Annotated in this window: 10 protein-coding genes; 9 read left to right on the forward strand and 1 reads right to left on the reverse strand. The window is 70.8% G+C overall.

The window, feature by feature from the left end:
- The first annotated feature begins 4 nt into the window (after positions 1-4).
- From hppD to STRNI_RS26435, 8 genes are all read left to right on the forward strand, one after another.
- Complete coding sequence (gene hppD / locus STRNI_RS26400) at positions 5-1159, forward strand: 4-hydroxyphenylpyruvate dioxygenase (RefSeq protein ID WP_018091281.1); 1155 nt, start codon at positions 5-7, stop codon at positions 1157-1159.
- A 67-nt stretch (positions 1160-1226) separates the two neighbouring features.
- Positions 1227-2591 (forward strand): FAD-binding oxidoreductase, encoded by a 1365-nt coding sequence (locus STRNI_RS26405; protein WP_277412134.1) that lies wholly within the window; start codon positions 1227-1229, stop codon positions 2589-2591.
- A 258-nt stretch (positions 2592-2849) separates the two neighbouring features.
- Positions 2850-3677 (forward strand): FAD binding domain-containing protein, encoded by an 828-nt coding sequence (locus STRNI_RS26410; protein ID WP_277412135.1) that lies wholly within the window; start codon positions 2850-2852, stop codon positions 3675-3677.
- Positions 3674-6400 (forward strand): molybdopterin-dependent oxidoreductase, encoded by a 2727-nt coding sequence (locus STRNI_RS26415; RefSeq protein ID WP_277412136.1) that lies wholly within the window; start codon positions 3674-3676, stop codon positions 6398-6400. Before STRNI_RS26410 ends, STRNI_RS26415 begins: the two co-directional genes overlap by 4 nt.
- The gene (locus tag STRNI_RS26420) at positions 6397-7368 is read left to right on the forward strand and encodes an antibiotic biosynthesis monooxygenase (RefSeq protein ID WP_018091285.1); all 972 of its coding nucleotides are present in this window, start codon (positions 6397-6399) and stop codon (positions 7366-7368) included. The genes STRNI_RS26415 and STRNI_RS26420 overlap by 4 nt, the downstream gene beginning before the upstream one ends.
- A gap of 65 nt (positions 7369-7433) precedes the next feature.
- The gene (locus STRNI_RS26425) at positions 7434-7757 is read left to right on the forward strand and encodes a hypothetical protein (RefSeq protein WP_093646489.1); all 324 of its coding nucleotides are present in this window, start codon (positions 7434-7436) and stop codon (positions 7755-7757) included.
- A 10-nt stretch (positions 7758-7767) separates the two neighbouring features.
- Positions 7768-8061 carry a ribosomal protein L7/L12 gene (locus STRNI_RS26430; protein ID WP_018091287.1) on the forward strand — a complete coding sequence of 98 codons (294 nt, stop codon included), beginning with the start codon at positions 7768-7770 and terminating at the stop codon, positions 8059-8061.
- A 76-nt stretch (positions 8062-8137) separates the two neighbouring features.
- Positions 8138-9583, forward strand: a complete 1446-nt coding sequence (locus STRNI_RS26435; RefSeq protein ID WP_018091288.1) for a dihydrolipoyl dehydrogenase family protein — start codon at positions 8138-8140, stop codon at positions 9581-9583.
- Positions 9584-9659: 76 nt separating this feature from the next.
- On the opposite strand, the gene STRNI_RS26440 is transcribed toward STRNI_RS26435, so the two are convergent.
- Positions 9660-10136 (reverse strand): SsgA family sporulation/cell division regulator, encoded by a 477-nt coding sequence (locus STRNI_RS26440; RefSeq protein ID WP_018091289.1) that lies wholly within the window; start codon positions 10134-10136, stop codon positions 9660-9662.
- 237 nt (positions 10137-10373) lie between these two features.
- Here STRNI_RS26440 and STRNI_RS26445 point away from each other — a divergent pair, with 237 nt between their 5' ends.
- Complete coding sequence (locus STRNI_RS26445) at positions 10374-11936, forward strand: RDD family protein (protein ID WP_277412137.1); 1563 nt, start codon at positions 10374-10376, stop codon at positions 11934-11936.
- Positions 11937-12015 lie beyond the last annotated feature (79 nt).

The following is a 12015-nucleotide window of genomic DNA, read 5'->3' on the forward strand; positions in this document are numbered from 1 at the left end:
GGCCATGGCAGACACCACGATGCACACTCAGCCCACCACCCCCAGCTCGGCCCGGCAGGCGGACCCCTTCCCGGTCAAGGGGATGGACGCGGTCGTCTTCGCCGTCGGGAACGCCAAGCAGGCCGCGCACTACTACTCGACCGCCTTCGGCATGAAGCGCGTCGCCTACTCCGGTCCGGAGAACGGCAGCCGTGAGACCGCGAGTTATGTGCTCGAATCCGGCGGCGCCCGGTTCGTGTTCACCTCCGTCATCAAGCCCACCACCGACTGGGGCCACTTCCTCGCCGAGCATGTCGCGGCCCACGGCGACGGCGTCATCGACCTCGCCATCGAGGTCCCGGACGCCCGCGCCGCCTACGAGCACGCCGTCGCCCAGGGCGCCACCGGCCTCGTCGAGCCCCATGACCTCAAGGACGAGCACGGCACCGTCGTCCTCGCGGCCATCGCCACCTACGGCAAGACCCGGCACACCCTCGTCGAGCGCTCCGGCTACGACGGCCCCTACCTGCCCGGCTTCACCGCCGTCGAGCCGCTGGTGGAGACCGGACCGCGGCGTTTCCAGGCCATCGACCACTGCGTCGGCAACGTCGAACTCGGCAAGATGAACGAGTGGGTGGCCTTCTACAACAAGGTCATGGGCTTCACCAACATGAAGGAGTTCGTGGGCGACGACATCGCCACCGAATACAGCGCGCTGATGTCGAAGGTCGTCGCCGACGGCACCCTCAAGGTCAAGTTCCCGATCAACGAGCCCGCGATCGCGAAGAAGAAGTCGCAGATCGACGAGTACCTGGAGTTCTTCGGCGGCCCCGGCGTCCAGCACATCGCGCTGGCCACCAATGACATCGTCGCCAGCGTCCGGGCGATGCGCGCCTCCGGTGTGGAGTTCCTGGACACCCCCGACTCCTACTACGACACCCTCGGCGAGTGGGCCGGCGAGACCCGGGTGCCCGTGGAGACGCTCCGCGAGCTGAAGATCCTGGTCGACCGGGACGAGGACGGCTATCTGCTGCAGATCTTCACCAAGCCGGTCCAGGACCGGCCGACCGTGTTCTTCGAGATGATCGAGCGGCACGGCTCCATGGGCTTCGGCAAGGGCAACTTCAAGGCCCTCTTCGAGGCCATCGAGCGGGAGCAGGAGCGCCGCGGCAATCTCTGAGCCTCAGGGGCCGCCACGGGCCGTACACGATCTTCCGTGTACGGCCCACGGATGCGAGGCTGAGGGTATGGACCTCATCGCACGGCTGCGCGCCGGACTCCCGGGGGAAGCGATCCTCACCGACCCCGACGTCACCGGCTCCTACGCCAATGACATGACGAGCTTCTGCGAGGCCGGGACGCCCGCCGTGGTCGTGCTGCCGCGCACCGTCGAGCAGGTCCAGCACATCATGCGGACGGCCACCGAGCTGCGGGTCCCGGTCGTCCCGCAGGGGGCGCGTACGGGGCTGTCGGGCGCCGCCAACGCCTCCGACGGCTGCATCGTGCTCTCGCTGGTCAAGATGGACCGGATCATCGAGATCAACCCCGTCGACCGGATCGCGGTGGTCGAACCCGGTGTCATCAACGCCGTGCTGTCCCGCGCGGTGAACGAGCACGGGCTCTACTACCCGCCGGACCCCTCCAGTTGGGAGGAGTGCTCCATCGGCGGGAACATCGGCACCGCCTCCGGCGGCCTGTGCTGCGTCAAATACGGCGTCACCGCCGAGTACGTCCTCGGCCTGGACGTCGTTCTCGCCGACGGGCGGCTGCTGACCTGCGGCCGGCGCACCGCCAAGGGCGTCGCGGGCTATGACCTCACCCGGCTGTTCGTCGGCTCCGAGGGAAGCCTGGGCATCGTCGTCCGCGCGGTGCTCGCGCTGAAGCCGGAGCCGCCCGGGCAGCTCGCGCTGGCAGCGGAGTTCCCCTCCACCGCCGCCGCCTGCGAGGCGGTCTGCGAGATCATGGCCCGCGGCCACGCCCCCTCGCTGCTGGAGCTGATGGACCGTACGAGCATCCGCGCGGTCAACGAAATGGCCCAGATGGGCCTCCCGGACAGCACCGAGGCGCTGCTGCTGGCCGCCTTCGACACCCCCGAGCCGGCCGCCGACCTCGCCGCCGTCGGCGCGCTGTGCACCGCGGCGGGCGCCACCGAGGTCGTGCCCGCCGAGACCGCCGCCGAGTCCGATCTGCTGCTGCAGGCCCGCCGGCTGACCCTGACCGCGCTGGAACGGGTCAAATCCGCCACGATGATCGACGATGTGTGCGTACCGCGCTCCCGCCTCGCCGAGATGCTCGACGGCACGGCCGCCATCGCCGAGAAGTACGACCTCACCATCGGCGTCTGCGCCCACGCCGGGGACGGCAACACCCACCCCACGGTCTGCTTCGACGCCGCCGACCCGGACGAGTCCCGCCGGGCCCGGGAGTCCTTCGACGACATCATGGCGCTCGGCCTGCAACTGGGCGGCACCATCACCGGTGAGCACGGCGTCGGGGTCCTGAAGAAGGAGTGGCTGGCACGCGAACTGGGGCCGGTGGGTGTGGAATTGCAGCGCGGTATCAAGGAGGTCTTCGACCCGCTGGGCATCCTCAACCCCGGAAAGCTTTTCTGAGCCACGGGCCCTGGAAATACCCTGGCCGTGCGGCGGCGCATTTTACTGCTGGCCGCGCGCACCCGCAGAGAGCGCGCATTCCCGCCGAATCCCTGGCGTGGCGAGCCCGGCCCCTTCTGCCTATCCTGAACAAGAATATCTGCGCCCGCCGGTCCTTCCCTGAGCAATTCGACCGCAGCGGCCACACAAGGATTCCGCCGCTTGAGGCCGCGTCGTTCCCCGCGCACACGATGTCCGTCGTGAGGGAGACCCGTTCCCATGGACCTCAACACCGTCACCGAAGTCGTCCGGCGGCCGTCCGACCGGCCAGGCGCGGACTGGCGCGCGGGGGATGCCTGGCTCGCCGGCGGAACCTGGCTGTTCTCCGTGGAACAGCCGGACCTGCGCCGCCTGGTCGACCTGACGGCGTTGGGGTGGGATCCCCTCGTCCCGGGCGAAGCGGGCCTCGGCATCGGCGCGACCTGCACCATCCGCGACCTGTACGCCTGTGCGCTGCCGGACGAGTGGAGCGCGGGCGGCATCGTCGCGACGAGCTGCGAGGCCTTCCTGTCCTCGTTCAAGGTCTGGAACTCGGCGACCGTCGGCGGCAATATCTGTATGTCCTTGCCGGCCGGCCCCATGATCACGCTGACGGTCGCCCTGGAGGCACAGTACGAGCTGTGGGCTCCCGACGGGTCCGCGCGCACCGTCGATGCCCTCGCCTTCGTCACCGGCAACAATGAGAATGTGCTCGCCCCCGGGGAAATCCTGCGGCGCATCGACATTCCGGCGCACGCCCTGAAGAAACGCACCGCGCACCGCCGCTTCTCCCTGACCCGCCTCGGCCGTTCGACGGTATTCCTCATCGGTACGCAAACGCCGGGCACGAACGACCTGCTGCTCACCCTCACCGCCGGCACCACACGGCCGGTGCGCATCGCCTTCGACTCCATGCCCGACGCCCGGACCCTGCAGCAGAGCATCGACGTCATTCCCTCCGATGTCTGGTTCGACGATCCCAATGGGACCCCCGACCACCGCCGCCACCTCACACGGCATTTCGCCGAAGAGATACGTCATGAACTCATGGCTGGGGGGCCGGTATGACCTACCTCGTGAACGGCAGGAGCTTCGACGAAGAACCGGAGCCCGGCCAGTGTCTGCGCACCTTCCTCAGGGCACTCGGCCATTACGGCGTCAAAAAGGGCTGTGACGCGGGCGATTGCGGCGCCTGCACGGTGTGGCTGGACGGCGAGCCCGTCCACAGCTGCATCACCCCCGCCTTCCGCGCGGACGGCCGTGAGGTGACGACGATCGAAGGAATCGGATCACCCGGCCATCTGCATCCGGTGCAGCGGCAGTTCCGCGACGCCCCGGGATTCCAGTGCGGTTTCTGCACCGCAGGGATGATCATGACGTCGGCGACCTTCACCGAGGCCCAGAAAGCGGACCTGCCACGGGCGTTGAAGGGCAACCTCTGCCGCTGCACCGGCTATCGAGGAATCGAGGATGCCGTGAATGGCGTCGCCGGCGTGGCGGAGGCCGCGCCGGGAAAGGCCGTCGGGACGAGCGTCAATGCGCCGGCCGCCGAGGATGTCGTCACCGGGCGCGCGGAATTCACGATGGACACCCATATCGACGGCATGCTGCACCTGAAGGTGCTGCACTCACCCCACGCACACGCCCGGATCGTCTCGATCGACAAGACCGACGCACTCGCGGTCCCCGGCGTACACCGGGTCTACACCTGGGAAGACGTGCCGCGCCGGCGCTTCACCACCGCGATCCACACCGACCATCTGGTGGATCCGGACGACACCCACATCCTCGACCGCACGGTCCGCTTCGCCGGGCAGCGCGTGGTCGCGGTCCTGGCCGACTCGGTCCGGGCGGCGGAAGAGGGCTGCCGGCGGGTCGCCGTGGAATATGAGGTGCTGCCGGCGGTATTCGACCCCGAAGAGGCCATGGCCGACGGGGCGCCACAACTGCACGAGGCGGTCGATCCGTTCGTCATGGACCCCGTCCACAACACCCTGGTCGAGATCCATTCACAGATCGGCGATATCGACGCGGGATTCGCCGAGGCGGACGTGATTCATGAGGGCACATACTTCTCCCCGCGCGTGCAGCACGCGCATCTGGAGACCCATGGCTCGATCGCCTGGATGGAGAACGGCCGGCTGAACGTCCGCACCAGTTCACAGTCGCCGTCGATCGCGAAGGTCAAACTGGCCCATCTGTTCGCGCTGCGCCCGGACCGGCTCCGGGTGTTCTGCGCACGCGTGGGCGGCGGCTTCGGCGGCAAACAGGAAGTGATCTCGGAGGATCTGGCCGCGCTCGCCACCCTGGACACCGGGCGCCCGGTCTCCTTCGAATACACCCGGGAGGAGGAGTTCACCACCGCCTCGCCACGGCATCCGATGACCTTGACGGTCAAGCTCGGCGCGAAGGCGGACGGCACGCTCACGGCGTTCCAGGTCCGCAATGTGTCGAACACCGGCGCCTACGGCAATCACGCCGGCGAAACGCTGTACGCGGGCGGCGCCGCCGTCATGATCTACCGCTGCCCCCACAAGAAGTACGACGCGTTCTCCGTCTACACCAACACCGTGCCGAGCGGGGCACTGCGCGGTTATGGAATGACGCAGCCGGCGTTCGCCGTGGAATCGGCGATGGACGAACTCGCCCGCGCGCTGCACATGGATCCGCTCGCACTGCGACGGCGCAATATCGTGCGGCCCGGCGATCCGCTTCTCGCCCTGCACGAGGGCCCCGACGACGTGGTGTTCACCGAGGACGGACTCGGGAAATGCCTCGACCTGGTGGGCGAGGCCATGGCCCGTACCGCCGGGGAGCCGTCCCCCGGCCCCGGGTGGCTGGTCGGGTCCGGTGTCGCGAGTTCCCTGCACGAGACCGCGCCGCCGACCGAGCACCTCTCCGAGGCCTGGGTCACGCTGGGCGACGACCTCATGTACGAACTGGCCGTCGGCACCGTCGAATTCGGCGAGGGCACGTCGACCGCGCATGTCCAGATCGCCGCCAACCAGCTGGGCACGACGCCGTCGCGGATTCGCCTGGTGCAGTCCGACACCGACCGCACGGGATTCGACACCGGAGCATTTGCCAGTGCGGGGCTCTTCGTGGCGGGCAACGCCGTCCTGCGGGCGGCCAACGCCGTGCGCGACCGCATTCTGGAAAGTGCCGCCGCGTACACAGGGACCCATGTCGTGATGTGCTCGATGGACGACGACGGGGTCCTCTGCGGTGACCGGCGGGTTTCGCTGGCCGAGCTGGTCGCGGCGGCCCGCGCGCGCGGAATCCGCTTCACCGCCGCCCGTAAGGCCTATGGCTCGCCCCGCAGCGTCACCTCCAATGCGCAGGGCTTCCGTATCGCCGTTCACCGGGTGACGGGGGAGATCCGCATCCTTTACAGCGTCCAGGCGACCGACGCGGCCGTCATCATCAACCCCGCGCAGGTCCGCGGACAGGTGGAAGGCGGTGTCGCCCAGGGAATCGGCTTCGCCCTGACCGAGAATCACCAGGTCGACGCGGACGGTGTCATGGTCAACCCGAATTTCCGCAATTACCGCATCCCCGCCTACGCCGACATCCCCCGCACCGAGGTGCTCCTGGTGGACTCGGCGGATTCCGTCGGGCCCCTGCGGTCGAAGGGGATAGCGGAATGCTGTATCAACCCGGTGGCCCCCGCGTTGGCGAACGCGCTCCACGACGCCACGGGCGTCCGCTACCGGGCACTGCCCCTGACCCCGGAACGCATTTACCGACAACTGAGCGAAAGCGCGGCAGTGACGACGGGGCTGAGCACATGACCACCGAAAAGCCCCAGGGCACCGAGGCGACCGTCATCATCGGCCAGAAGATCCGGCACGGACTGGAGCCGGAATTCCACGCATGGCAGGAGGAGCTCAATGCCGCGGCCGCCGGCTACGCCGGATTCCTCGGCGCCGAGATCTCCCCGCCGACACCCCTCCAGCCCGACTGGGTGGTCGTCTACCGGTTCGACTCGATAGCCCACCTGCAGGCGTGGATCAACAGCGCCACCCGGCAGCGCTTTCTCGACAGCGGCAGCAAATATCTGGACGGCCCCGCGACCCAGCAAGTCGTCAGCGGCGGCACCCAGCAACCGGACCCGCTGGTGACCGTGGTGGTCACCCACCGCGTCCACCCGGACCACGTCGACGCCTTTCTCGCCTGGCAGCGCCATATGACCGAGCAGGAGAGCACCTTCGAAGGATTTCGCGGAACGGAGCTCTTCCGCCCCGTCGAAGGACTCCAGGACGAATGGACCACGCTGTACCGGTTCGACAGCGCCGAGCACCTCGACGCCTGGCTGACCTCGGCCGAACGGAAGGAAGTCCTCGCCGAGGGCGAGAAGTTCCACGACTTCCGCATGCGCACCATCGACAACTCGTTCGGCAGCTGGTTCGCCTTCGAGGAGAACGGCAAGGAAGCGCCGCCGCCCTCGGAGACCAAGACCTCCGTCGCGGTCTGGGTCGGCCTCTACCCGACCGTGGTGCTGCTGACGCTCGCCCTGTCACCGTTGCACCTGCCGCTCTGGCTCGGACTGCTCATCGGCAACCTGCTGTCGAGCTTCATCATGAGCTTCCTGACCATGCCCTTCTACGTGAACCCACTGCTCAGGCGGTGGCTGCGGCCCCGCCCGGAGGCACCGCCGGCACGGACGAACCTCGTCGGACTCGGCCTTGTCACCGCGGTGATGGTGTTCTGGGCGGTGGTCTTCTTCCTCGTCACCACCCAGATCTGGCATCTGCCCTGACCAAACGCCCCTCCCGGCCCGTGACCCGGATGTACACGGCAGGGGAAGGACGGTTGACTGCCCCCATGACGATCCACGATCCGCACAGACCCGGCGAGGGAATGGTCACCTTCCGGGTGACCGGCCAGGGCGTCGACGACATCACCTACGCCGTCCAGGCGCTGGGGGACTCCGGCAGTGAGGAGCAGGTGACCCGGCCGGAGTTGCCGTGGTTCGTGGTGACCGACGCGCGCGGGGTGGGGGCCATGCCGATGCTCACCCTCACCCTCGACGGGCCGGACGCCTACGCCGAGTGCGAGATCCTGACGGACGGCGCACCGGCCGTCCGCGGCACCGTGCACGGCCCGGCCGCGACTGCCGTGTTCATGGCACGCGCGGCCGCCTCGTAGGGTGATCGCCATGGACTCCGTACTGCCCGTCGTCATCGCTCTTCTCGTGCTGGCCGCCATCATGCTGGTCTCGGCCACCGACCGCCGCTCCAGGTCGCTGGAGCGCCGGCTCCGGCAGCTGGAGGGCAAGGTGGACCTGCTGCTGGCGCACGCCGGCATCCAAGAGCCACAGGACGCCCGAATGGCCGAGATCGACCAGCTGCTGACGCAGGGCAAGAAGATCCAGGCGATCAAGGTGCACCGCGAGGCGACGGGCTCCGGACTCGCCGAGGCCAAGGAAGCGGTCGAACGCCGGATGCGCTGACCGCGCGTTGGGCCGAGGATGGCCAGAAGGACCCGCCCCGCGGGCCACCTCATGCCCACGCAGGAAGCGAGAGCCGATGGCAGCGACCGAAGCCACCAAAGCCGCTGATGAGGCGTATGACGTCATTGTGCTGGGAGCGGGGCCGACCGGTGAGAACCTCGCCGACCGGGCGCATGCCGCCGGGCTGAGCGCCGTGGTCGTGGAGAGCGAACTGGTCGGCGGCGAATGCTCCTACTGGGCGTGCATGCCCAGCAAGGCCCTGCTTCGCCCGGTCACCGCCCGCTCCGAGGCCCGCCGGGTGCCCGGCCTCAAGGACGCCGCGGACGTGGCTCTGGATGCGCCCGCCGTACTCGCCCATCGGGACGCCTTCACCTCCTACTGGAAGGACGACGGGCAGGTCCGCTGGCTGGACTCGCTCGGCATCGACCTGGTGCGCGGCCAGGGGCGCCTCGCCGGGCCCCGCAGAGTGGTCGTCGACGGCGGCCGGGTGCTCACCGCACGGCATGCGGTCGCGGTCTGCACCGGCAGCCGCGCGGTGCTGCCCGGCGTCCCCGGGCTCGCCGAGGCCAGGCCCTGGACCAGCCGTGACGCGACCAGCGCCAAGAGCGTGCCGGGCCGGCTGGTGGTGGTCGGCGGCGGTGTGGTCGGCGTCGAGATGGCCACCGCCTGGCGGGCCCTGGGCGCGTCCGTGACGCTGCTGGTCCGCGGCGACGGGCTGCTGCCCCGGATGGAGCCGTTCGCCGGCCACCTCGTCGCGGAGTCGCTCGCCGAGGCGGGCGTCTTCCTGCGGACCGGCGTCGAGGTGCGCGAGGTACGACGGGAGGCCCCCGGCGGCCCGGTCACCGTCCTGCTGGACTCCGGCGACGAGATCGTCGCCGATGAGCTCCTGATCGCCACCGGCCGGGCCCCACGCACCGAGGACATCGGCCTGGACACGGTCGGCCTGGCGCCCGGCTCCTGGCTGGACGTCGACGACAGCTGCCGGGTGACGGGGGTGACCGGCGGCTGGCTCTACGGCGTCGGCGACGTCAACCACCGCGCGCTCCTCACCCACCAGGGCAAGTACCAGGCCAGGATCGCCGGAGCCGCCATCGCCGCACGCGCCCGGGGCGTCCCGATCCTGGAGTCCGACCGCTGGGGCGCGCACGCCGCCACCGCGGACACCCTCGCCGTCCCGCAGGTCGTCTTCAGCGACCCGGAAGCCGCCTCGGTGGGCCTGACCGCCGCCGCGGCCGAGAAGGCCGGATACCGCACCCGGGTGGTCGACCAGGACCTGGCGTCCGTGGCCGGGGCGTCCCTGTACGCGGACGGCTACCGCGGCCGGGCCCGGATGGTCGTCGACCTGGACCGTGAGGTGCTGCTCGGCGCCACCTTCGTCGGTGCCGGCGTCGGCGAGCTGCTGCACTCCGCGACGGTCGCGGTGGCCGGTGAGGTCCCCATCGAGCGGCTGTGGCACGCGGTGCCCTCCTACCCCACGATCAGCGAGGTGTGGCTGCGGCTGCTGGAGGCGTACCGGGGCTGAGGCGGCGCCGGGCCGTACGGCGTCGGGCACCGGCCGCCTCGTCACGCCCCGTCCCCCGGAGCCCGGCCCGTCACCCTTACGCCCCTGGCTCCGGGGACTCGTCCGCGGGCCAGGGGCCGCCCGGCCGCAGCTCGTCCCCGGACGCCATCGCGAACAGGTCGCTCAGCCCTTTGTCGAGGCCCAGATGCCTCTGCTCCGACCCTGGCGGGACCACCCGCAGGGTGCGCTCCAGCCACCCCGAGACCGCCGCGGCCGGCGCCTCCAACAGGGCCCGCCCGTCCGGCGAGTCCAGCGCTATGCAGACCAGGCTGCGGCCGTCCAGCTTCGTCGGCCACACTCGCACATCGCCGTCGCCGCACGGCCGGAACACGCCCTCGACGAGCAGTTCGCGGGCGAACGTCCAGCTGACGGGGGAGTCCGAACCGATGTGAAAGGTGACATGGACGGCGTACGGGTCATCCGTCCGGTACCTCAGCCGGGCCGGCACCGGAATGCTGCGCTCCGGCGACAGGACCAGGCCCAGCTCCAGCTCTCGTTCCACCACGGTGTGCATGGCGTCCGCCTCTCTTCGCTTCCTGCGGGCCCCCGATACCGGGCCCGCACGGAGAGAGAGCGGCCAACCGCCGAACCCTTACACGACTTCGTACAACTTTTTTCCCGCGCCTCTTCCAGGTGGTCGTCGGCGGGCACGGCCACCGCGGGAACCCGGGGTCTGATAGATGTGGACGCCGCGTTGCGGCAGACTGCACCCCACACCCACCAGGCCGAGTACAGATACGGGACTACGGATATGAGCGCTCCCACCTCAGGATCCGCCGGCGGCAGCCCCACGCCAGGCTTCTACCCGGACCCGTCCATCCCCGGCTACATCCGGTACTGGAACGGTGCCGCGTGGGTGCCGGGCACCAGCCGGCCGGCCCCCGCCGAGGGCGAGGCGATGCCCGCCCCACCGCCCGGTGCGGCCCCGTCGCCCGCCCCCGCCGTCGAGGAGACCGGCCCGGTCTTCTTCGACGAGGAGGAGGCGGCCGGCGGCTCCGCGGTGCCCGCCGTACGCCAGAGCGGTGAGGTCGCCGACCGGCCCGTGAGCTGGGACGACCCGGCCCGGCTGCACGGCAACAGCCCCGAGTCGGCCGCCGCCTGGCAGGCCGATGCCTCCCGGCAGAGCGGATTCGGCGGCGAGCCCGACCGCCGGATCTCCTGGGGTTCGCCGGACCAGGCCCCCGCCGGTACTCCGTCGGGCGCCGCCTCCTGGGGCGCGGTGCCGCCGCAGCGTGAGGAGCGGGGCGCCGACGCCGGAGCGGGTGAGGTGCCCGGCACCCCCTCGTCCGCCTCGCGGGGACCGGGCGTCCCCTCCGACGGGACGGTCGCCATCCGCGCCGTGAACCCGGCCGCCCGCCGCGGCGGGAACTCCGGCGACCAGGGCACCACCGCGATCCGCGCGGTCCGGCCCGGCGGCGGCAAGCCCGCCAAGGGCCCCGAGACGATGGCGATCCGCGTCGCGGGCGGCGGCCGTACCCCGTCCGAGGCGCCCGAGGACGGCTCCCCGCAGTCGCTGCCGGCCGGCGGCGACCGCCAGCAGAGCCGCCCGGCCCCGCAGAGTCAGGCCCCGCAGCAGGCCCCGGCTCCGCAGCAGGCTCCGGCCCCGCAGACCCCGGCGCCCCAGAGCCCGGCCCCGCAGCGTCCCGCCCCGCAGGCCCCGGTGCAGCAGCAGCCCGCCCCGCAGACGTCCGCCCCCGCGGCCGGTCTGCCGCCGCAGGGCGGTGCCGCACCGGCCCGGCCCGGTCCGCAGGGCGCCGACGCCGACGGGGTCATCCCCTGGAAGCCGCCGGCCGCCGCCGACCCCTTCTCGGCGCTGGCGCAGGCCGCGCAGGGCCATCCGGCCGGCCTCGGCCGCAGGTTGGCGGCCCGGCTGATCGACACCCTGGTGCTGGGCGCGCTCACCGCCGCGGTCGCCGTCCCCATGTGGGGCACGGTCACCGACCACCTCGACGCCAAGGTGGAGGCCGCCAAGCAGTCCGGCCGCCAGGTGACGGTCTATCTGATCGACGGCACGACCACCCCGGTCTTCGCCACCATCCTGGCCGTCCTGCTGATCGGCGGGGCGCTCTACGAGGCGCTGCCCACCCTCAAGTGGGGCCGTACCCTGGGCAAGAAGCTGTGCGGCGTACGGGTCCTGGACATCGAGAGCCACGACACCCCGGCCCTCGGCGCCGCGCTCAAGCGCTGGTTCCTCTACAGCGTGCTCGGCATCCTCGTCGTCGGTGTGCTCAACGTCGTCTGGTGCCTGTTCGACCGGCCGTGGCGCCAGTGCTGGCACGACAAGCTGGCACGGACCTTCGTCGCGGCCGGCTGACCGCCGCCGGGCCGCCGCCGCGGCCGCATCCGTTCCCCCGAACGGACCTCGCCGGATGCGGCGGGCCGCGACAAGGGGT

Source organism: Streptomyces nigrescens (genome assembly GCF_027626975.1).
GTDB classification, from domain to species: domain Bacteria; phylum Actinomycetota; class Actinomycetes; order Streptomycetales; family Streptomycetaceae; genus Streptomyces; species Streptomyces nigrescens.